Raw genomic sequence first — 22,947 nt, forward strand, 5'->3', positions numbered from 1 at the left:
CCACATAACAACAATAACTAATATACCACATAATAAAAAATATAATTTGCCCAAGAGCATTTGATAAGAAATAACCAACAAAAAAATTAAACAAAAAAAAGGTAAAAACTTTAAGAAAAACACTATAATATTATTTCAATTTTTAAAGCTATTAATGTTATTGTAAATTGAAGATAATTTCTCATGTTTCACCTCCATTTTGGCAATTAAATATTTTCAAAATTATCAATGATGGTCTTTTGAAAGCATTAATGCTTTCGTGGAGGCTTTTTCTAGATATCCACTATTTAATTGCCATTTTTAAAAAATAATCATGTTTAAATATGATATTCTATAAATTATTAAATAGAAATTTACTTTTTTAGTAAACTTCTGAGATGAAATTTATTTAATGTCTGTATGGAATATTGTAGAGATTTTTCTCTGCAATAAGACATTAACATTATTTTTTAAAAGACAATTAATTCATTTGTTCATATCCAATAAAAGCTATATTTAAAATCGGCTCTTTTGGATACAGTTAAATTCTAACACATTATTGGTTTAATTCAGATTATTTATCTATGAACATGTTATGGGTATTGAAATTACTAATCGTAAAGTTTTCAAAACACATTATTTTCTAACTTTTTTTCTAAACATGTTTTTGTTATAGATTTAACATGATTGTGATTCCATGTCAATTAATTAATCTGAGTTTTTTAAATGCACGTTTCAGTCTATTTTTTTCGCGTATGGTGAAAATAGATAGTTTTATAAATTGCAGTTTTTAGGTCTAGTTCCATAAAATATTTCTTCAAATGGGGGTGTGTTTTTTCATAAAGTCACACTTCAAAAAAATTAATTATTAAAGAAATTGAAATATGATAGTATAAGAGTAATCGTTGGTGATTGTTAATGAATAATAGAAAAGAGATTGCTCATGAGTTTGCAAAGACAATAAATTCAGATAATATTATTAAAATCATATTATTTGGTTCAGTTGCTCGTGGCGATGATACAGAAGAATCTGATATTGATATTTTGATTGTATCTAATGACCGTGAAAATATTGAAGATGTAATCGCTGAAGAAGTAGCGTGGATTATGTATGATAAAAATGAGTTAATTTCTACTCATATTATGTCTGAAGATAGATTCATCAACACACAGCATTTTTCTTTTTTATCTAATGTTCTTTCAGAAGGTGTTGAAATTGGATGAAACTCAAGCATTTTTCAATAAATCTAAAAAGAAATTGCTTAGTGCTCAATCTTCATATGATTAGAGGATTATTCGTCTGCAGTTAGTTTATCGTATTATTCTATGTTTTTGGTTGCAAAAGCTTTGATACTAAAAAAAGGAGTTAAGGCTCCTAAAACACATAATGGGTTAATTTATCTTTTTAAAGTGAATTATATCGAACAAGATGATTTTTCATATGAAAAGTATGTTTATTTAGCAGACACACAATCTGACCGTGAAGACGCTGATTATGATGCATTTGATGAACTTGATGAAAGAATTGCTAGAAAAAGAATTAAACAAGCAGAAGAATTCATTGCCGAAGCTGAAAGATTCATTTAATTGACTAAAATGTATTATAACTATAATTTCAAAAATTTCTAATTCATAATCCGGATTTTTATTGTTTTGGAAGTGGTAAGTATACTATTTTTTAGTAATTAACATTTGTAAGTAAATTTTTAATTATCAACTGAGTTTAACTTAATTTAAGAGTTGTCATGTTTCTATTAACTTTAAATTAATAAGTCAAAAGCTATTTTTTTACTTGAAATAAATTATCACAAAAATCATGACTTTTTTAAGACTTACAAAGGATTTCGTTTGTTTGGTGGTGATGGATCTGATTTTGAAATTCCTGATTTTGAAGAAGTTCGAAAAGAATTCCATATCAAAGACACTGAAAAATACTGAAAACCAGCTCAAGCCAAATTCTCATCCATTATGGACCTATTAAATGGATTTATACTCGATGGAATCATGGGCAACTACAAACAAGCAGAATTACCACTAATGCACCAAAACCTAGAAAAATATCCAAGAATTAATCACACCAGAAAAATCAATTTTCATTTTTGACAGAGGATACAACGCAATGGAAATATACGCCAACATAATATCCATAAATAGTTATTTTATCGTCAGATTAAAAGATAAAAGCTATATAGAAGACAGATACAAAATAACAGAAAACGACTCAGAAATCCAATTAGAAATCACAAAAGAACGACTAAAAAAATTCCACAACAAAGACCTAAAAGAAAAATACGGCAAAGAAAAACACTTAAAACTAAGAATACTAAAAATAACACTCGAAAACGGAACAACCTAATACCTATTAACAAACATATTGGATAAAAACTTCACAATAAGAGATTTCAAAGAACTCTACAATCTACACGGGGGAATCGAAACCAACTACAATACAATGAAAAACAGACTAAACATAGAAAATTACAATGGAAAAAGAAAAATAACCATCGAACAAGACATATATTCCAAATTCCTCAAATATAACATCTTCCAATACTACAAAATATACTTCAACCTACTAATCAACCGAACAAAAAGACAAAAAGGAATAAAACAAGAATACAAAGTCAATCAAGCACACCTCATACGAAAACTCAAAAAATACCTGCCAATAATGATTCTAAATCCCACAAAAGACATAATAAGAAAATACACGAAAAAACTAATAGATTCCTGCACGCAATCACCAAACAAAAATGTCAAAAACCCAACAACAACCAGAAACAAGAAAAAACAACGAAAATTCAACATCAACTACAAACCGACATGAAAATCAGGAAAAAACATGAAATCAAAAATTAAGTTGACGACATTGCTATTTTTTCTTTGTTTCTCTAATTACATATCAATTTAAATATTTATAATTGTAAAATAATACATGTTTTCAATTAAATTTTAACATTATAACGGACAGTAACATGCAACAAAATACTTTAGATACAAAAACACGTAATCTGATACTTATTCTATTTTTAATAGGGGTATTCATGGGTTCTTTGGATACCGGAATAATCGGCCCGGTACTTCCTTCAATCGAACAGAGTTTTCATCTTACAAGCAGGGACTCAAGCTGGATATTTACCTTATTTGTAATTGCATTTATGGTCGGATCTCCTGTAATGGCCAAATTTTCTGACTTTTACGGACGTAAAAAAGTTTTCATCTTGGATGTGATACTATTTGGAATAGGGTCATGTCTTATTGCATTTTCAATCAGCATCGAATCAATATTTCTTGGAAGAATCATACAGGGCTTTGGCTGTGGGGGCATATTTCCGGTAGCAGGAGCATTTGTTGGAGATGCATTTCCTTTAGAAGAGCGAGGTAAAGCATTGGGAATTCTTGGTAGTGTATTTGGAATTTCTGCAATTGGCGGGCCTTTGGTTGGAGCAGTTTTAATTCCATATGGATGGAACTGGTGTTTTACAATTAATATACCAATCAGCATTTTTTTAATAATATTTGCATGGAAAATTCTGCCTGGCTTTGAAAGTAAAAGAAATCTGAAAATAGACTATCCTGGAATTTTCGTTCTGATTCTGCTTTCAGTATTCCTTTCCTATGGATTGAATCAGATTGATTCAAGTAATTTTGTAAACAGTCTGCTGTCTTTTAGTGTACTTCCATTTTTAGTAATGTTTGTAGTTTTAATTCCGATTTTTTTCAAAATTGAAAATATGGCAGAGGAATCAATTGTACCGATACACATGTTGAAAAATAAGGAAATAGCAATTGCATGCATTGAAACATTGTGTTATGGAATAATCTATTCTTCAGCAATATTCATTCCGTCTTTGGTGATTCTTTCAATGGGATTAAGCGAACAGTTTGCAAGTCTTATGCTGATTCCGATTCTGGGTGCCAATGCTGTTGCGGCACCTATACTTGGTAAAATTCTTGACTCTGCAGGTTCACGAAAGATTATGGCAGTTGGAACACTGATGCTGACTGCTGGTCTGATTGCAATTGCAGTATATCCTAATAACTTAATTCTTTTTATTGTTGCTGGAACTTTGATTGGAGTAGGTCTGGTTACAATTATTGGAGCCCCATTAAGATATATTGTTTTAACTGAGGCAAAACCTACCGAAAGGGGAGCAGGTCAGGCTATTGTAAATATGCTGTCAAGTGCAGGTCAATTGATAGGCGGAGCTTTAATTGGTGGAATAATTGCATCATTTTCAGGAATCCTGGGTTATCAGGTCAGTCTTTTATTGGCAGCAGTTGTAGGATTTGTTGCATTTCTCTTTACCTTGAAATTGAAAAGCCGTGACGAACAAATTGCCACCATTAAATCAAATCTATGATTTGTCATATTGCTTTTAGTGGAAAAATATTTCATCATTTGAAAATTCATTTATATGATTTATAATATATTATTAAGTAATGAAGGCTCTTGAAAAAACCCTAAAATCTGTAAGTGAAAACCCCAGATATATTTTTCGTTTAACAATCCAGGGGGTTCTGGTTGGTATATTCGCCGGACTGATGGTATGTCTATACCGATTTTTACTTGCAGGTTCTGAAAGTGTTTTAAGAAATTATCTAAGTATAATTCATGGAAATGTATTGTATATTGTCCTGTTTTTTATAGCTCTGGTTGTCATGGCTCTTTTGATTGACTGGCTGACCAAATGGGAAGCTGATTCTGCAGGAAGTGGAATACCTCAGGTTTATGCTGAGGTCAAAGGGCATATGGAAGCCAATTGGGCTAAAGTACTGTTTTCTAAAATCACAGCAGGAGTTATAACTGCTTTAGGCGGTCTGTCACTTGGTCCTGAAGGTCCTTCCGTTCAGATTGGAGGTATGGCAGGTAAGGGAATTGCAAAAATATTTAAAGGTTCCAAAACTGATGAGCTCAGATTAATTCTTGTTGGCTCAGCAGTTGGTATTACTGCAGCATTCAATGCTCCTCTGGCAGGAGTAATATTTGTTTTTGAAGAAATAAATCACGGATTTGACAAGACCTTAATTTTCATTGCATTGGTGTCAGCTATTGTGTCTGATTTCATATCAAAAGCCATTTTCGGTCAATCAACAATCCTTCATTTTCCTGTTTTAAATATTCCTCTTGAATCATTTTGGATTCTTGTGGCTCTGGGATTTATAATTGGTATTCTGGGTTATCTCTACAATTTAGGAATGATGAAGTCAAGTGATTTTATGGCCGGCTTAAAGATTCCTTCATGGCTCAAGTTTGTAATTGTGTTTATGATATCAGGTGTTATAGCGCTTCTGCTTCCTGAGATAAGTGACGGAGGTCACTTTATGATGGACATGCTGGATGTGGCCATTCCATCTTTAGGCGTTCTGGTATTGTTGCTGGTTTTAAAATATCTATTTTCCATGTTTTCATTTTCATCAGGAGCTCCTGGAGGCATATTCCTGCCTATACTTGTATTGGGAGCATATATCGGTGCAATATTTGGTTCTATTGTAGTTCCTGCATTCGGCTGGCAGCATGATTTGATATACAAATTCATCATCATTTCAATGGCAGGCTTTTTTGCAGCAACTGTCCGCTCTCCTATTACAGGCATAGTGCTTCTTGCCGAGATGTCAGGTTCAACAGAATCGCTTGTTGCAATGATTATTGTTTCTCTGATAGCTTATGTTGTTCCGACACTTCTTGGAAACGAACCGATTTATGAATCATTATATGACAGATTGCTTCTCAAGAAAAACAGAGAATTTGTTAAAAAGCCTTCAAAACATGTATTGTCAGAATATGTGGTGCCTCTTGATTGCAACTACATTAATTTTAAAATCAAGGATATTCCATTTCCAAAAAATGCAATTGTAGTGTCTGTTATCCGAAATGGCAAATATATTATTCCGACAGAGGATTTCCACATCAATTACAGTGACCAGATACAGGTGCTGACAGACAGTAATGATTATCCTTACGTAAGAGAGGAGATTGAAGAGTTGTTCGGTGGTTAAATGAGTATCATATTCAAAAGGCATAGCGTCCGCAAGTTTACACAGGAAAAGGTTAGTGATAAAAAAATTGAAAATCTGCTCAAAGCTGGAATGCAGGCTCCATCATCATGCAATTCACAGCCATGGGAATTTATTGTTGTATCAGATGAGGAAGATAAACTGGCAATTTCAAAAATGCATCAGTTTGCAAAGCCTGCTGCTAAAGCATCACACCTGATAATAACTTTAGGTAATCTCAATGAGGCAAAAGTGATAGGCATGATTGAACAGGATTTGGGGGCATGCAATGAAAACATTTTACTTCAGGCCACTCATGAAGGACTGGGTGCTGTCTGGTTGGGATTTCATCCGATAGAAGACAGAACATTAAAACTGAAGGAATATCTGGAAATTCCTGATTACTGTATACCTTTTTCAGTAATTTGTGTTGGCTATCCTGCAAATCAAAGTGAAGTGAAACTCAGATATGACAAATCTAAGGTTCACTATGACAGATTCTAAAAAAAAACATTATTTCTTTGAAGATTTTTTTAAGACTGCATTTTGGCGAAAGCTAATTTAATTTTAAATTGAAATACATTTTATATATTTATTCGTACAAAGTATATTTAGTAAATGTAAAGATGATTAGATGATAAGCAAACAACTTAGAGAATTTGAGCTATTGAATACTACCACTCAAAGTATTTATGAATTAAATGAGTTAAAGGTTTTAATAATACTTAAGGACGGATCCAATTTAACAGATTGGAGTTTTGTTGAAAACAAAGAGGACATTATCTATATCAGTGAAGATCTCTTTGGAATAACCGATTTGACCGGAAGATATGAGGATTTGATAAACCTTAAGGCTATTGTAGCATTCGGTTTTGGTGAAGTTCACAACATGGAAAGAGTGTTTAAGGGATGTGAATCCTTAGCTGACATAAGCTCTTTAAAATCATGGGACGTTTCTAATGTGGTAAGCATGGCCAGCATGTTTGAAGGCTGCCAGTCTCTGAGTGACATTTCCGCCCTGTCTGGCTGGAAAGTATCTAATCTGAAAAATATCTCTAATATGTTTTGGTATTGTGCTTCCCTTGAAGAAATTTCAGCTTTAGAAGATTGGGATATCAGCAATGTGGAGGATATGCATTATATATTCGCCGACTGTTATAGTCTCAAGGACATTTCAGCTTTAAAGAAATGGGATGTTTCAAATGCAAGGGATATGGGCTGCATATTTGACTATTGTACTTCACTAACAGACATTTCAGCTTTAAAAAATTGGGATTTGTCAAGTGCCTTCAATATCACTGCAATGTTTAGAGGATGTGAATCTCTAAAAAACATATCTGCCCTAAAGAATTGGGACCTTTCAAAAATGCGTGAAAATTCAGGATTATTATCTTTATTTGCAAACTGTACTTCACTAACAGACATTTCAGCTTTAAAGAAATGGGATGTTTCAAATATAACAAGAATCAGCGGACTGTTTGAAGGATGTACCGCGCTGACAAATGTTTCTTCATTGAAAAAATGGGATGTTTCCAATGTTTCCAATATGGAAAGCCTGTTTAACGGATGTGTATCTCTGGAAGATGTAAACGGCTTGAAAAAATGGGATGTTTCAAATGTCACCAACATTACTGAAATGTTTTGCTCTTGCACTTCTCTTAGTGATATTTCCGCTCTAAAAGAATGGAATATAGGCAATCTATCTAAAATGGAGGATTTATTCAATTCATGTGAGGCACTAACAGAGATTTCTGCACTGGAATCATGGGATATCTCCAACATTGAAAGTTTAACTGGTGTATTTGCAGGCTGTGTGGCATTGTCAGACATATCTGCACTGTCATCATGGGATGTATCAAACGTAAAGACAATGGAAAGTTTGTTTGATGGCTGTGAAGCATTGAATGATTTGTCTTCACTTGAAAAATGGAACATGGCTAATGTGATAAACATTTCAGACATGTTTAAAGACTGTAAGGCTCTTGAATATACTGATAAGCTGGATTTCTGGATTTTATATAACGTTCAGTATGCTGAAAATGTATTTGAAGACTGTGAAAATATAAAAACCTATCCTTTATGGTATCTTGGAGGCATCTTTAGAGGAACCAGTGAAACCCTGCTTGAATTCAACAGACTAAACAAAACCACAGAAAGCGTTTTCGATTTGGGAGATTTGGAGGTTCTGATAATCCTGAAGGACGGAACCAATTTAACCCGTTGGGAGGATGTAGAAAGAAGAAGTGATGTTTTATATGTAAATGAAGACCTTTCAGGATTGGAAGACATATCTGAAAGATATGTAGCATTTACATCTCTTAAAGCTATTTTTGCATATGGTGTCGATAAGGCTGAAAGAATGATGGGAATGTTTGCAAAATGTGAATCTCTGGTCGATATTTCATTTTTAAAATTATGGGATGTCAGCAATGTAGTTGATATGAAATTCCTGTTCAATGACTGCAAATTCCTAACCAACCTCTCTCCAATTGCCTATTGGGATGTCAGCAATGTCACTGACATGAAAGGGATGTTTTTAGGTTGTTTTTCATTGGTTGATGTGCCATTGTCCAACTGGAATGTGGGAAATGCCAAGTATATGAGGGCAATGTTCTGGAACTGTATTTCATTTGTAAATCTCTTTTCATTGGCAAACTGGGATGTTTCCAATGTTGAAAATATGAATGGAATGTTTTTCGGATGTATTTCCATGAACAACATATCTCCTCTTGCCAATTGGAATGTTTCTAATGTAACTGTAATGTCTGGAATGTTTGAACATTGCAGGGCTCTCTCAGACCTTTCTCCAATTGCGAATTGGGATGTATCCAATTTAACCAGTCTTGATCATATGTTTTTTGACTGTGAAAAATTAGAAGATGCATCTGTTTTGGATAACTGGCAAATTAAAGAACCTGAAAATATGGAATTGGTATTTGGTGAGTGCAACTCTCTTGAAAAACTTCCAAAATGGTTTACAATTGAGCAAGAAAGACAAAAAGAATTAATAAAACAAAAAATCATCGAAGAACAGGAAGAAGAAATGGAGCAAAAGCTTAAAGAAGAAAAAGAAAAAGAAGAGATTAAGCAGAAGCTTAAGGAAAAGCAGGAATTGGTGGATAAGGAAAAGGAAGAGATTAAGCAGAAGCTTAAGGAAAAGCAGGAATTGGTGGATAAGGAAAAGGAAGAGATTAAGCAGAAGCTTAAGGAAAAGCATGAGTCAGATAACTAAAATTTTTTGGTGGTTAAGTTATGGTTCATGATGGAGTTTTTCTATAATTTCCATTTTGTATGCTTCATATTCAGTATTGTTTTCCTGCATTTTTAACAATTCTTCAAAACAGTTCAGGGATTCAGGCAATTTATTCATCAATCTTAGAACTAGTGCTTTGTTAAAAAGAGAACAATAATAATTTTTATTTATATTTAAGCATTTATCAAAGCATTCAATAGATTTTTTGTATTTTTTACAGATAAATAACACTCCTCCTTTATGGTTTAGTGTATTTATATCATTTTTATTAATTTCTAAAATCAGATTAAATAGTGTAAGTGCTTTTTTGTGATTATTTTCTTCGTTGAATGCACGCAATGCCTGAATTTTTAATCGGTCAATTTTATTGTTGATGTCAAATTTGTAATCGTCATATTTGAATTCTTTTTCAATGATTATCAGTATATCATCTATCAATTCATTTACATGTTTTTTGCATGTTCGGTCTGCAGCAATAGCTTCCATTAAGGTTTCAAATGAGTCCCATAATTTATTTTCATTTTTTAATTTAATGCCATTTTCAATCAGTTCATTTGCCTGTTCATTAAATCCGTTTAAATAATTTTCATTTGTTGCAACTTCATTTTTCAGGATATTCACGATACTTTTCAAATTTGGATTTAGTTCGCATGCTTTATCATAATACTGAAATGCTTTATCAAGGTTATTTCTATGTTTACATATATTTCCTTTATTTAAAAATGCTGATGGATTTTCATGTAGTGATAAAGAATGATTGAAACATATTTCGGCTTTATCTAATTTATTAAGTTTCATTAGTGTAGATCCTTTCCCATTAATGGCTTCAATATTTTCTGGTTCGATTTCCAATATTTCATCAAATATTTTTAGGGCGTTCTCACTATCATTTTGCATATAGTCGTAAGCTTCCCTAATTTTGCCGTTAATGTAGTTTTCTATCATATTTTCACTTGAAAAACATCATTCTGAAAAAATAGTATGGATTTAAGTGAAAAATGATTAATATGGTTTTTAGTTATACAGGTAGATAATTTACAATAAAAATGGGAGTATATTGCTTTACTCATGCCAAAATTAATCATTTTTTAACACCTAATATTTACTATTAATGTCTAAATTAATAAATGATATAAAGCAAAATATTTCATTAACTATATCTTTTAAATCAATAGGATTTAAATTATATGTCTAAAAAATGTGACAACATAAGTTATCTTAAAAAAAAGAGTCTGTTAATGTTTTTATATCGATTTTTTTTGATGTATGATTGTTTTTGTAAAATATATGTGATTATGTGCTTATTATTAAAAATTAATCTGTTTGATTAAATGTATTTCTTTATATAAGTTAAATATTTATAAGTTCTATATTATGTGTGTTAGATTGTTCGAGGTGAAAGTTTAATATTTGGGCATCGGAAATATGGCCTGTATTTATAGCCGTTTTTAAGTTATTGATGTTGCAATGAATGAATGAGAGTTTTTCGCACCATAGTAAGAGTGGGTCATGATGAATTTCAATTGTATATGTCAATAGTTAATATTTTAAATAATGTTAAAGATATTATTTAAATGATTGAATTGTAAAAGAAGTTTACAATTTTAAAGCTTAAAAAGGGTTATAATTATGTCTGAGTTAAAATATATGGATTTATCATTGGATGAGGTCATCAAAAATATCAGTATGTGCAAATCAGTAATCGCAAATCAGGAAGAAGCCATCTGTAAATTCAGAGATGTTATTCTTACTGCATCCAATAAACGCGTTGCCTCCAGTAGAAAAACTACAATATTTGTTGCAGGTGCCGGAAGATCAGGTCTTGTTGCAAAGGCATTTGCCATGAGGCTGATGCATCTTGGATTTTATGTGTTTGTATTCAATGAAACAATAGCTCCTCCTGTTCGTGACGGGGATATAATAATAATTATTTCCAAATCAGGCAAATCCAATTCAATTACTCAGATTGTAGAAGACTCTAAAATTGACAATGTTAAGTTTTTAACAGTTTGCGGCAATACAGATAGTGAGCTTTCCCAAAAAGCAGATGCAAGAATAGTAATTGATTCTCTTCCGCAGATTCTTGTAAATCTTGAAGATGAAGATATTTCCAATTTCGTTGAATTTTTACCAAAGACAATCATGAACTTTGAAACAAATGAAGAGGTTAAGGCTAAATTGGAAGCACTTCCTAGAAAATCATTGGACATGTCCGATAAGAAGGTCATGGCCAGTCTTGATGAATTGCCTTCAGAAATTTCAGGAATAGCTAATATTTATCGTCCTTTGGAATTGCTTTTGATGGGAACTGCCTTTGAAATTTCAGCTTTGATAATACTTGATGCATTAATAGTTGAATTGATGCATAAATTAAATTTACGTGAAAAGGACTTAAAGGCATTCCATGATGTTTTAAGCAGTGCAATTTAGATGTCTTTAAGTCACTGCCATAAATTTTGGAGAAAATTATTATGTGTGACTCAGATATAAACAAAACCGTTATTATTGATTCAGAAGGTTCCACTTTAATTTCAGAAAAGATTGCTGCTGTAAACAATAAAGTCCGATTTTCTATTTTGGAAATTTTAAGAGATAATCAGAAATCCAATAAATTCAAACAGGGTGATTCATTATACTCCCGTGAAATCAACACCCTTCTTTTAAAAAACTATAACATTAAAATTACTCCCCAAATGCTGGGTCAGCACATGAAACAGCTCCAGAATGCCAATCTGGTTAGTGAAGTTGAAGTCAAAAAAGAAGTGCCCAACAAAGTAGGAAAAAGAACAGTAAAGGCATATTTCTTAAAGGAAGACGCATTTGAAGACTTGTTTTTGGACATTAATTTTTTATCAGATAAGCTTTTTTCATTCTTTGATCTGTTCAAGTCAAATCAGAAGTTCCATGAAGACGGCAACTGTGTTTTGACAATATTCAATGGTGTTGATAAAGGAAAAACATTCAAAGTACATAAGGATGAAACTGTTTTAATAGGCCGTAAAGGCAATTTCTCACAAGGGGATTTAGCCCCATTTTCAATTCTTCTCGATAACAGTTATGAAACAGTTTCAAAAATATCCAAGCCTCATTTGAGATTATTCTACAAAAATGATGGATGGTATATATTTGATGAAGCCAGTTCAAACGGAACATTTATGGGGGATATGGAAGTTGAAAAAGGAAAACCTACTAAATTAAAATCAAATTCATTTTTAAAATTGTCCAAAGGAAATGGCGGTGCTGTTATTTTTTGTTCTTTTTAGTTAGATTTTAAAATCTGATTTGGTGGTTTAAGTGGGCTTTGATGAGGTTAAATACCAAATTGAAGAATTTTTCAACGGCAAGTTTGAAGTTAAAAAATTTCTGGGTGAATGACCCTTTGCAAAGGTTTATTTGGTTTTTCGACCACGGATTTTTCTCGGCAATCCTTGTTTTAAACTCATGAGGATATCTGATTCAGGAAAATTCAAAAAATCATGACTTTTTTCTTCTATCCTATTGTGGACGGCGCCACTGCAATTCTGCTGCACAATTATTACAGGAATGTTTTACAAAAAAGCCCATTTAACTTGCCTGCACTCCATCCGATTCAAAACCCTCTATCATATCTGCTGATATTGTGCGACGAACTTCAGGAATGGAACAGACAGCCTTTTGGAATTAAAGACAAAAAGAGAAGCCACATAAATGATTTGAATCTGATAATAGATGATACAAGATTGGAAGTTGACTACATTGTAAAAAACGGTTCTATGGGTTTGGGATTTTCTGAAGATAAGGAGGAACTGCTTAAACATGTACTCTCAATACCCAGCATCTTTCAAAGGGGCTTACTGATATTTGCCGATGTGAAAAACGACGCAAATATCTTAAGAGAAATTGTCAAATCAGAAATTCAGTCTCCGGACACTCTGCTTAGAAACGTTGAAAAATTGGCACTTCAGATTCACCAGCAGTATATTGAAACCACAACCATTCAGTTTGAAGAAAAGAAAGCCAAAGGCGAATTGACCGATGAGGATATAGAAGAATTCAAGCAAAAGACAAAACCTTTCGAACAGCTGTCTTCACATCTCAAGATTGCTAATATCCGCCAGGCAAAAACCATTCCTAAAAAGCTGAGCATGATTGGCTGTGAAATAGCTCACATTCAGGATCCTAGGGAGGAAATAACAGAATTCAGTACCAAGGATGTTGAGGATTTAGCTATCTATGAACATAATGAATGGTGGGAAGAAAGAGAAGGTATGGGCTGGATTTACGGTCCTGTAAAAATTGCCGAAAAGCGTATTTCCCCATATCTGGTTTCATGGGATGAACTTGAGGAAGATAAGCATAATGATGGAATAAAGGATTATGGTAGGGATGCCGTTAAAAATATTCCTACACTTTTAAATTCCATAGGTTTAAAGGTTGTAAGAAGCAGATTCAAGGTTCTCACATATAAGATGAATGAACTGTATGAAACAAATAAAATTGATTTGGAATCTGATGGAAAAGAAAGATTTGATGAGTTGAATAAGAATATTCAGTTTTCTAATTATAAGCAGACTGAAGATTTGATTAAAATCTTAAAAGAAAAAGGATTTGAACTGGTTTCTGTAGATGATATTGGAAATCCTGTTGAAGCATTTGATGAGGAGGACATATGTTACTTTGCCAAAAGGGAGCATGAAGCATGGTATAAGCTTAAGCTTAACATGGATGATACCTCCAGTAAAAACTTTGTTCCGTGGGATATGGTTTCTGATGAATTAAGAAATAAAAACAAACAAACCTTTGCCCGTCTTCCGGAAGTCTGCGCTCATCCTAAAGTGGGATTGAAGATTATAAGAAGTGCATAGATTTAATGTTGATGGAATAACTCCTGTGGGAGTTATTTTATTTTTAATTTTTTTTTTTGAATTGCCTCAAAAGGTATATTTAATATCATTTGCAAATATATTTGTAATGAATTTAATGGATACTTTTGGTTCGGATATTATTTATTTCATAATTGAAATTGTAGTTTTCACTATTTTAATATTTGTTGGGGATTCTATCTATAAAAAAATCCTTAATAGTGATAACAGGTATTTAAATCCAAAAGAATTTCTTCCTGATGATGAATTATTAACTTTAAAGCAGGTTTTCTATCTAATTATTATGGGTGCTTGTTTTATTGTTGTTTTTTATAATTTTGTATATATTAGTGAGGAACTGTATTCTTTAGCCATTTTTGACATTGTTATTTCATTATATATTGCAGTTCAAGTGAAGAATCGTTCTGTTAAAAATATATTAATATTTTTATGTTTGGTCCCTTTCGGGTCTTTTACAGTATTTTTTGACTATTATAGTTATTTATATCTTTTAGATATTTTCCACATTTTAATTTTCATATATTTCATTAAGGTTTATTATGAAAAATTTAATGAATATACAAATGCAAATGGTCTGGGAATCACTATACTTTTATTATTTTTCATAATCTTCATCAGTTTTTTAACGACTCAATTTACTGAACATGTAAATCCTCTTGACTCTCTTGTAATGGTTTCTAATGCTTTTACAAGTAACGGATATACAGTTTTAGGCAATTCTATAGTTGGAAAAATTAACAGTATCTTTTTAGTTTGGGGAGGATATATTATATCCGGTGCAGGTACAGCCACTTTAACTGCAGCTCTGTTATTAAGAAGATTTAATAAAAGGTTTAAGGAACTTGAAAGACTAATAGGAGAGGGAAGTGATGATAATGATTGATTTTATTTTGATTATTGTAGAGTTAATTATTGAGATTCTACTTACAATAGTCTTATTTTACGGTTCAGTTATTTGTATAAAATGGGCTTACAACAAGATTAAATCAAGTTCCATGATTCAAAATTCAAAATATTTTAATCTCTTGGAATATCTTCCTGAAGAAGAAGCAAATTCAATGAAGCAGCTATTTTATTTGGTAATGATAACCATTTTTGTTTCAAATATCATTTATCTTATATTGGGATTGCGTGGCGAATCGTTTAATTTGTTATTACTGGATATTTTAGTTTCAATATTTCTTGTAATCAATGATGAAGTTGATTTTTCAAAAAAACTGCTGTTATTTGCAGTAATTCCGTTCGGTTCTGTTTCCTATTTGATATTTGGAAATATCCTCATTGTTTTCCTTGATATTTTCCATGTCTTTGCGTTTTTATACTTCATTAAAGTATATTATGAAAAATTCGTTGAATTCACCGAAACAAACAGTTTGGGAATTACTATAATGCTTTTATTTTTGATAATTTTTATCAGTTTCCTGCTTACTATGCTGGTTGAAGGTAAAACTCCTATTGACTCTCTTGTAATGGTTTCTAATGCTTTTACAAGTAACGGTTATGCTGTTTTAGGCAAAACTGGTTTGGGTAAGATAGATTCCTTAATACTTGTTTGGGGCGGTTTTTTCCTCTCCGGTGTTGGTACTGCAACTTTGGCGGTAGGTATTGTAATGAGAAAAACAGATGAAAAATTTGATAGACTGGAGGAATTGATTAAAAAGAATAAAAAGAATTAACTGATTATTCTTTTTGCAAATTCCTGTGCGTTTTTTAAATCCTCTTCATTTGGATGGCCTCTGTGGACGAACTTGAATGCTCCTCTGCAGTGGAATTCATCTTCACTCATCTTAAGACCTTTTGCTTCGACTTCACCTTTGACCTGTTTGTAGGTGGATTCAATCAAAGCTGCTGATGAAAAATTAACGACTTCTCCAACATTAACATCAATGTTTGCAATGAATTTTTTTATTTCTCCGCTTATTCCGGCGCCATATACTGCACTTCCTAAAAATAAGATATCTACATCTTCTGTTAGTGGTTCATCTACTGTTTTTGGTTCAACATTGATTGCGCTGCCTATAGCTTCCGCAAGTTTTTTTGTATTTCCTGTTTTTGTGTAATATCTGATTTCAATTTTCATAATAATATTAATATTATTTAATATAATATAAAATTAATGCCTGCCAATGATAATATTGAACTGATTACTGCAAATCCCCGAAGGGCCATAAACAAACTGGCTTTTCCTACAATATTGTCTTTGCTTTTGATGTTTCTAAATAATTTAATAGACAGTTTTTGGGTTTCAGGGATTAATTCAGATGCTCTTGCGGCTTTAGGTTTCATATCTCCATTATATCTTGTTATGATAGGTCTTGGAAGCGGTATTGGAGCCGGCGCAAACTCATTGATATCTAGATATGTAGGAGCCAGACGTTTCGAGGATGCAAACAATGCAGTAATGCACTCCCTGATTATCATGGTGATTGTATCCTTTTTGGTTTTATTAGTTGGTGTTTTCTTTTTGGAGGATTTGATTGTTCTTCTTGGAGCTTCAAGTGTTCGTTCATATTGTCTGAGCTATGGTGGTGTGATATTTTTGCTCAATATTGTATTTTTGGCACCGAACATTCATGCAAGCATATTCAGAGCTGAAGGGGATGTGGCCCGTGCAACAAATCCCTTGATTATGACTGCCATTGTAAATATGATTTTGGATCCGATTTTGATATATTGGCTTGATTTGGGTATTTTCGGAGCAGGACTGGCAACAGTTGTTTCCTCATTTTTGGGATGGCTGTGGATGATTTACTGGATTTATATTAAAAAGGACACATTTTTCAAGTTCAAATTCAGCTATTACAGGGGTAAACTGGAGATATATAAGCAAATATTGTTTGTATCTCTTCCGGCTGCAATAGAAGAGATAATCTTTTCTCTGGTTGCAATAATCCTTAACTTTTTGATAATCCATACTGCAGGTGTCAGTGAGGTCGCATCATTTACGATTGCCTGGAGATTCATTTCAATTGCGTTTCTGCCGTGTATGGCAATTGGAATTGCTACAATAACAGTTTCAGGAGTTTCCTATGGGGCCAGAAATTGGCAGAACTTCAATGAAACAATTAAATACTCCACAATTTTGAGTTTAGCTATCACTCTTCTGATTTGTTCGATGTTTTATATTTTTGCATTTCCGATTTGTGATGTTTTCAACTTTCAGGCAGGCAATCCTGAACTGGTTGAAAGGGCGGCTGAAATCCTGCGGATTCTTGTTTTCTATAACTGTCTGATTTCCCTTGGTGCAACTGCAGCATATACATATCAGGGTATCGGTTCGGGTTTCAAGTCTCTGGCATTGACAATCCTTCGTGAACTGGTATTGAGCATGGCCTTTGCATATGTTCTTGCAATACCGTTGAACATGGGCGTTTTTGGAGTCTATCTGGGAGCTATTATAGGCATGAATCTGGGCTCCATTATTGGTTTTGTCTTCATCTGGATATTCAATATGAAGTTCAAAAAGGAATGTGGACTCTGAAAAGTATTACTTTTTTTGCTAATTTTTAGGTTTTAGTAATACTTTTAACATTAGTATTACTTTTATTTATTTTATTTAAATACTCTGTATTACTGTTTTTAATTTTAAAAATATAGTATTACTTTTTTTAAGATTTTAAGGGTTTTCGTAATACTTTTTTTAGAAAATTATATAATGGATTTTATTACAAATTTATTAATGGTAGTAATATTTTTGTTTAAAATTTTACTATTCAACTCTCAATTACCTTTAACTTAAAGGAGATTAAAATGAAATTTTATAGAAAAAAACAGAATATAATTTTGATACTTTTAATAGTTCTATCAGTCTTGGTGCTGTCTGGAGCGGCATTTGCAGTGTCAAATGATACTTCAACAGCCGGTGATGTTGATAGCGAAGCAATTTCTATTGCTGATGCGGAAGTACACAATATTAATTCTGGTGGCTCTAATAAGATTTCAATTGATAATTCAAATGAGGATTTATCTGATTCTCAAAATACTACTTTATTTATAATTAGTGATAATCCCGGAACTAATATACTGGATAAAGCTAGTGTCGAACTTTTTAATGAAAATAAATTGAATAATGTCAATTTGGTTATCAGGAGCGGTGACCAGGTTAAAACAATGAGTGAAAATGAATTGACATATTTGCTTGCTAGTTGTGATGCATTTATTGGTGAATGGATTAGCAGTGATGTTGATTCAGTTTTAACAAGTGTTTTAGGAAAAAATCCCGGTTTGTCCAATAAAAAAATATTCTTAATATTGGAACCTCCTTCTGGTAATTTAAATTCTGATTCCAGTTCAATTAAACTGCTTAGAAACAATACTTTGAACTATAATAGAATATTTACTACTTATTCTAATGAAGAACTAATCAAATACTTTAAAAATACAAAAAGAGGTCTTTCGTACTCAAAAGTTAATGATTTCATAACTAATGATGCAAAAGATTTCAATAATTTTTTAAATCAGCTGGTTCTTTACAAAGACCTGAATGATAAGGATAATTTAAAAAATCAGATTTTATACATTTTAAATTATTTGGGTTTAAATGTTGCTTATAAAGCACCTACATTTACAGGCAGTCAAACATACGGTATTTATAGGGATAGATGGTACTCATTAGATGAGTATATCGCTACATTTTTCAATCCTGAATATAATCGTACAGTTGGTGTGCTTGAAAGTACAATGTATATTGGGTCTCAGCAGTTGCATACCTGTTATTCCATAATTGAATCTCTCGAGGCAAGAGGTTATAATGTAATTCCTGTTTTTGCTGCTGGAGGTTCATCAGACCAGCTTAAAGTCATGGTTGAATCATGGACAAGTGCAGGTGAGGATATTGCCGGATTTTTAGCAGATTCATCTTCTTACGATGTTTATGTTGATGCTATCGTTTCTATGGTTGCATATGGTGTAGGTGGTGAAAACTTCACTAAAGCAACTGACTTCTTTGAACAAGCAGGTGTTCCTGTATTCAGGGCAGTACACTCAGATTATGTATCAAATGAACGTTGGGAACTGGGATCAACAGGTTTAACAACAGAAAAAAGTGATAAATGGTGGCATATTACAATTGCTGAAGCGCAGGGAATCATTGATGCTACATTTATAGGCGGTGCATCCAGCTACATTTCAAATTTAACCGGAGCCCGTATCACCACATACATTCCTCATCAGGGAAATATTGAACTTTTAGCCGATAGAATCGATTCATGGGTAGATTTAAAATACACTTCAAATGATGATAAATTATTATCTATAATATATTACAATTACCCTCCTGGAAAGCAGAATATCGGTTCAAGCTATCTTGATACAATAAAAAGTATTTATAATATACTTTACACCTTAAAGGATGCAGGATATAATGTTGGTGATTTGCCTAAAAATGTTTCAGAGCTTGAAAATTTAATCATCTCCTGCGGTATCAATGTAGCTACCTGGGCACCGGGGGAACTTGCTAAATTAGCCAACAGATCTGAAGTCACTTTGCTTCCTGTAAGTGAATATACCTCCTGGTTTAACTCTCTTGATGATATTGTTAAAATCCAGGTTAATAATGGTACAGTCGCATACATAGGAGAGCTTGCAAGACGCGCTGTTGAGCTGAATTATACTGCAACAATCTCTGATACAATTGATGATTGGTACAATCAGGTTGTCTCACTTCTTCCGGATGAAAAAGCAGATGAAGCTAAAAAAGTTTTAGACAATATTGTTTTGAGTTTAAAAAATTATGCAAAAACTCAATCAATAGATTATTATAATTTATATTTAAAGTACTATGATGAATTTAAGAATTTAAACATTTCAGGATTAAACGGTTGGGGTGAAGCTCCGGGTAATGTAATGGTAATAAATAAAAATGGAACCGATTACTTTGTAATACCTGGTTTGACCTTTGGTAATGTTTTCATAGCACCTGAACCTCAAAGGGGATGGGAATCCGACATTGAAAACCTTTACCACTGTACTGCAGTTGCTCCGACCCATCAATATTTGGCAGCTTACTATTATATGCAAACTAAATATCCAAATTCAATGATTTTCGTAGGAAGACATGCAACACACGAATGGTTGCCTGGTAAGGAAATTCTTTTATCATCAACCGATTATGGTTCTGTTGTTGTCGGAGATGTTCCACAATTGTATTTCTATATCAGTGACGGTTTGGCTGAAGCTATTCAGGCTAAAAGAAGAGGTTTTGCTGTAATCATTTCACATCTGACCTCTCCAATGGCTTACACTCATCTGTATGGAAATTTAACTTTTGGAGCTGAATTGATTAATGATTATCAAAATACTAATGATAAATCTAAAAAACAATCCATTGAATCTCAATTGCGTAATTTAATTATTTCCAACGATTATTCCACAAACTTGGGATTAAACAAAAGCGAAGTGGAAAAGATTCCAATAGATTCATTAATCGACAAGTTTAACATGTTTTTAAAGGCAGCTCAGGATACATTATATCCTTTGGGTCTTCATGCATTGGGAGATTATTGGAGTGAAAATGATTTGGCAAATACAGTTTCCGCAATGCTTTCTAAAGATTATGTTTTACAAAACAATCAGGGAGTTATTAATTTATTCAGTGAACTTTCAAAAGCTTATTACTCAAAAGAGTACAGTCAATTATCAGCATTTGAAAGGGAATTCATCTTGAATAAATCCTATGATATCTGTAAGGCTTTAATTTATTGGGATGCGGATACAGTTAGTCAAATAATAATTAATTCCAATGAAAAACTCAATAATTCAAATGTTATCGGTTGCTTGAATCTGGCAAAAACATACATTGATTTAATCAATCAAAGTATTTCCACTGAGTTAAATGCAATGCTCGACGGTTTGAACGGACGTTATATTCCAGTTGGTGAAGGTGGAGAACTCATTGTAAAACCTAGTGTTCTTCCAACAGGAACAAACATGTTCCAGGACCAATCCTGTGAACTTCCAACACAGGAAGCATGGGATTATGCAAAAACTCTTGCACTATTGACATTATCAGACCTGAATGATACAACTGAAAAGATTATCATGGGAATATGGTGTGTTGAAACAGCAAGAGACGACGGAGCATTGGTCTCAACTGTCCTATACCTGCTAGGTATGAAACCAGTCTGGACAGATTCCTCAAGTGCTGGTTATGATGACGAAGGAAATCCTACAGGTAAAAAGGTAGGGGCAATGCCTGAAGTAATCAGGCTCAAAGATTTGACACGTCCTGACGGATGGGCCAAAAAAAGAATTGATGTAACAGTAATTACCAGTGGTCTGTTTAGGGATTTATATTCTTCACAATCAATTTTAATGGATAATGCATATAGAGTTGCACTTGCAAGATCCTATTTGACATTAATAAATAATAAGACATTAATGACTGATGAATTAAAACAGGCTTTAGAAGGTGTCATGCAGGGAATTAATTATTATGGAATTTCAAATGAAGCTCTGGAAGATAATTATGTTGCTCAACACTGGATTGAAGACTGTCTTTATTATTTAAGTATAGGTTACAATGCAACTTATGCAGGTGAATGTGCCATTACACGTATTTTTGCACCTCCGAACGGTGATTACGGTGCAGGAATATCAAAACTGGTATCAATGTCATGGACATGGAACGATACAGATGAGCTTGCACAGTTCTACCTGGGCAGAATGGGAAATATGTACTCCAAAAACTATTGGGGAGATACAAATCCTTTAGTTTTCATAAGGGCTTTGTCAAACTCCGATACAATTATCACAAGCCGTAACACCAATCAGTATGGTGTACTTGATAACGATGACTTCTTTGATTACTGGGGAGGTCTTTCAATGGCTGTAGAGAATGTTTCCGGAAAATCTCCAAACATGAAAGTTCTCATGTATGCCGATAAGAACGCAGCATACATTTCATCCCTTGAAGAAGTAATGTATCGTGAAATAGCTGCAAGATATGATAATCCGAACTGGATTAAAGGAATGATGAATGAAGGTTACAGCGGTGCTCGTTACATGTCAAATAAATTCATTAGCAATTTATACGGCTGGCAGGTAACAAGACCGGTTTCAGTTACTGATGACCTGTGGAATAGAATCTACAATACCTATTATAATGATAAATATGGACTTGGCGTTAAAGACTGGCTGATGAGTGGAAATAATGCTTACTCTCTTATTTCCATGAGCGGTACCATGCTGACTTCAATCCATGAAGGTTATTGGAATGCCGATAAGGCTACAATAAGCGACATTGCAAATACATGGGCAAAGGCAACAGTTCAAAACGGTGTTGCATGCTGTGATTGTAGCTGTGGTAATATTGCAATGATGCAATGGGCTGTTCAGTATGTAAATCCGGATATTTTGGCTCAATTGTTGCCGAAATTATATGAGGCTACCCAAAATCCGGTATTTGTGCAGAACACAAATAATAATATTCCTCCTGAAAATACTGACCCTTCAAATGTTGATCCTTCTACTCCTAATCCAACAAAAGGTTCTACATCCTCTTCAACAATATCTGCAAACTCAACTACTACAAACAATAATCAATATTCACAAAGTAGCAGGGCTTCAAATGGCCAGGATGTTTCAAATGTTGGAGAAAGTGCATCATCAGGTGATGTAGGCGGTGCTTCATCACAGGGTGCGGATGTGAAAAAATCAATTGAAATAAATCCTGTCACTCAGCAGTCTGCAAGTGAAGTCGGAATGAGTTTAATCGCTGTTTTAGGGGTAATTTGTTTAATTCTAATAATTGGAGTCGGATACTTTAGAGACAAAGATGAAAGTAAAAAATCAAATAATAATTTAGATGAGCTATTTAATCAGGAATTATAATTAGTTCATTTAATTTTTTATTTTTTT

General features: G+C 32.9%; 16 protein-coding genes and 1 pseudogene. 15 read left to right on the forward strand and 2 right to left on the reverse strand.

What is annotated here, in order from left to right; all coding sequences use genetic code 11:
* Positions 1-897: 897 nt before the first annotated feature.
* From QZU75_RS06685 to QZU75_RS06720, 8 genes and pseudogenes are all read left to right on the forward strand, one after another.
* The gene (locus tag QZU75_RS06685) at positions 898-1,203 is read left to right on the forward strand and encodes a nucleotidyltransferase domain-containing protein (protein ID WP_296882559.1); all 306 of its coding nucleotides are present in this window, start codon (positions 898-900) and stop codon (positions 1,201-1,203) included.
* Positions 1,204-1,278: 75 nt separating this feature from the next.
* Positions 1,279-1,566 (forward strand): annotated as a pseudogene (locus tag QZU75_RS06690) (HEPN domain-containing protein); the annotation flags it as partial.
* Between the two features lie 532 nt (positions 1,567-2,098).
* Positions 2,099-2,335, forward strand: coding sequence for a hypothetical protein (locus QZU75_RS06695; RefSeq protein ID WP_296882481.1), 237 nt, complete (start codon positions 2,099-2,101; stop codon positions 2,333-2,335).
* Positions 2,336-2,353: 18 nt separating this feature from the next.
* Entirely contained in the window at positions 2,354-2,806 is a 453-nt protein-coding gene (locus QZU75_RS06700; protein WP_296882482.1) for a hypothetical protein, read from the forward strand.
* 148 nt (positions 2,807-2,954) lie between these two features.
* Positions 2,955-4,343, forward strand: a complete 1,389-nt coding sequence (locus tag QZU75_RS06705; RefSeq protein WP_296882484.1) for an MFS transporter — start codon at positions 2,955-2,957, stop codon at positions 4,341-4,343.
* Between the two features lie 79 nt (positions 4,344-4,422).
* Positions 4,423-5,979, forward strand: coding sequence for a ClC family H(+)/Cl(-) exchange transporter (locus tag QZU75_RS06710; protein ID WP_296882485.1), 1,557 nt, complete (start codon positions 4,423-4,425; stop codon positions 5,977-5,979).
* Entirely contained in the window at positions 5,980-6,480 is a 501-nt protein-coding gene (locus QZU75_RS06715) for a nitroreductase family protein (protein WP_296882486.1), read from the forward strand.
* A gap of 130 nt (positions 6,481-6,610) precedes the next feature.
* Positions 6,611-9,208, forward strand: a complete 2,598-nt coding sequence (locus QZU75_RS06720) for a BspA family leucine-rich repeat surface protein (RefSeq protein WP_296882488.1) — start codon at positions 6,611-6,613, stop codon at positions 9,206-9,208.
* Positions 9,209-9,226: 18 nt separating this feature from the next.
* Here QZU75_RS06720 and QZU75_RS06725 read toward each other — a convergent pair whose 3' ends face one another.
* Entirely contained in the window at positions 9,227-10,174 is a 948-nt protein-coding gene (locus tag QZU75_RS06725) for a tetratricopeptide repeat protein (protein WP_296882489.1), read from the reverse strand.
* A 684-nt stretch (positions 10,175-10,858) separates the two neighbouring features.
* On the opposite strand from QZU75_RS06725, the gene QZU75_RS06730 reads away from it, so the two are divergent.
* From QZU75_RS06730 to QZU75_RS06750, 5 genes are all read left to right on the forward strand, one after another.
* The gene (locus QZU75_RS06730) at positions 10,859-11,659 is read left to right on the forward strand and encodes an SIS domain-containing protein (RefSeq protein WP_296882490.1); all 801 of its coding nucleotides are present in this window, start codon (positions 10,859-10,861) and stop codon (positions 11,657-11,659) included.
* A gap of 41 nt (positions 11,660-11,700) precedes the next feature.
* Positions 11,701-12,492, forward strand: a complete 792-nt coding sequence (locus QZU75_RS06735) for an FHA domain-containing protein (protein ID WP_296882491.1) — start codon at positions 11,701-11,703, stop codon at positions 12,490-12,492.
* 213 nt (positions 12,493-12,705) lie between these two features.
* Positions 12,706-14,073, forward strand: a complete 1,368-nt coding sequence (locus QZU75_RS06740) for a hypothetical protein (protein ID WP_296882493.1) — start codon at positions 12,706-12,708, stop codon at positions 14,071-14,073.
* 106 nt (positions 14,074-14,179) lie between these two features.
* Complete coding sequence (locus QZU75_RS06745; RefSeq protein ID WP_296882494.1) at positions 14,180-14,974, forward strand: hypothetical protein; 795 nt, start codon at positions 14,180-14,182, stop codon at positions 14,972-14,974.
* The gene (locus QZU75_RS06750; RefSeq protein ID WP_296882495.1) at positions 14,967-15,767 is read left to right on the forward strand and encodes a hypothetical protein; all 801 of its coding nucleotides are present in this window, start codon (positions 14,967-14,969) and stop codon (positions 15,765-15,767) included. The genes QZU75_RS06745 and QZU75_RS06750 overlap by 8 nt, the downstream gene beginning before the upstream one ends.
* On the opposite strand, the gene QZU75_RS06755 is transcribed toward QZU75_RS06750, so the two are convergent.
* Positions 15,764-16,171 carry a flavodoxin family protein gene (locus tag QZU75_RS06755; RefSeq protein ID WP_296882496.1) on the reverse strand — a complete coding sequence of 136 codons (408 nt, stop codon included), beginning with the start codon at positions 16,169-16,171 and terminating at the stop codon, positions 15,764-15,766. The two genes, QZU75_RS06750 and QZU75_RS06755, sit on opposite strands and share 4 nt — an antisense overlap.
* Before the next feature lie 36 nt (positions 16,172-16,207).
* Between QZU75_RS06755 and QZU75_RS06760 the strand changes: the two genes are divergently transcribed.
* Positions 16,208-17,572: an MATE family efflux transporter gene (locus QZU75_RS06760; protein ID WP_296882498.1), complete on the forward strand. Its 1,365-nt coding sequence runs from the start codon at positions 16,208-16,210 to the stop codon at positions 17,570-17,572.
* Between the two features lie 269 nt (positions 17,573-17,841).
* On the forward strand, positions 17,842-22,920 hold the full coding sequence (locus tag QZU75_RS06765) for a cobaltochelatase subunit CobN (RefSeq protein ID WP_296882500.1): 5,079 nt from the start codon (positions 17,842-17,844) through the stop codon (positions 22,918-22,920).
* Positions 22,921-22,947: the final 27 nt, after the last annotated feature.

The organism is uncultured Methanobrevibacter sp., from assembly GCF_902764455.1.
Taxonomy (GTDB): Archaea; Methanobacteriota; Methanobacteria; order Methanobacteriales; family Methanobacteriaceae; genus Methanocatella.

Bases quoted from the DNA above. Each gene is read 5' to 3' on its own strand.
- QZU75_RS06685 (WP_296882559.1), top strand. From the start codon at position 898: ATGAATAATAGAAAAGAGATTGCTCATGAGTTTGCAAAGACAATAAAT.
- QZU75_RS06695 (WP_296882481.1), top strand. From the start codon at position 2,099: ATGGAAATATACGCCAACATAATATCCATAAATAGTTATTTTATCGTC.
- QZU75_RS06705 (WP_296882484.1), top strand. From the start codon at position 2,955: ATGCAACAAAATACTTTAGATACAAAAACACGTAATCTGATACTTATT.
- QZU75_RS06710 (WP_296882485.1), top strand. From the start codon at position 4,423: ATGAAGGCTCTTGAAAAAACCCTAAAATCTGTAAGTGAAAACCCCAGA.
- QZU75_RS06715 (WP_296882486.1), top strand. From the start codon at position 5,980: ATGAGTATCATATTCAAAAGGCATAGCGTCCGCAAGTTTACACAGGAA.
- QZU75_RS06720 (WP_296882488.1), top strand. From the start codon at position 6,611: ATGATAAGCAAACAACTTAGAGAATTTGAGCTATTGAATACTACCACT.
- QZU75_RS06725 (WP_296882489.1), bottom strand. From the start codon at position 10,174: ATGATAGAAAACTACATTAACGGCAAAATTAGGGAAGCTTACGACTAT.
- QZU75_RS06730 (WP_296882490.1), top strand. From the start codon at position 10,859: ATGTCTGAGTTAAAATATATGGATTTATCATTGGATGAGGTCATCAAA.
- QZU75_RS06735 (WP_296882491.1), top strand. From the start codon at position 11,701: ATGTGTGACTCAGATATAAACAAAACCGTTATTATTGATTCAGAAGGT.
- QZU75_RS06740 (WP_296882493.1), top strand. From the start codon at position 12,706: ATGACTTTTTTCTTCTATCCTATTGTGGACGGCGCCACTGCAATTCTG.
- QZU75_RS06745 (WP_296882494.1), top strand. From the start codon at position 14,180: ATGAATTTAATGGATACTTTTGGTTCGGATATTATTTATTTCATAATT.
- QZU75_RS06750 (WP_296882495.1), top strand. From the start codon at position 14,967: ATGATTGATTTTATTTTGATTATTGTAGAGTTAATTATTGAGATTCTA.
- QZU75_RS06755 (WP_296882496.1), bottom strand. From the start codon at position 16,171: ATGAAAATTGAAATCAGATATTACACAAAAACAGGAAATACAAAAAAA.
- QZU75_RS06760 (WP_296882498.1), top strand. From the start codon at position 16,208: ATGCCTGCCAATGATAATATTGAACTGATTACTGCAAATCCCCGAAGG.
- QZU75_RS06765 (WP_296882500.1), top strand. From the start codon at position 17,842: ATGAAATTTTATAGAAAAAAACAGAATATAATTTTGATACTTTTAATA.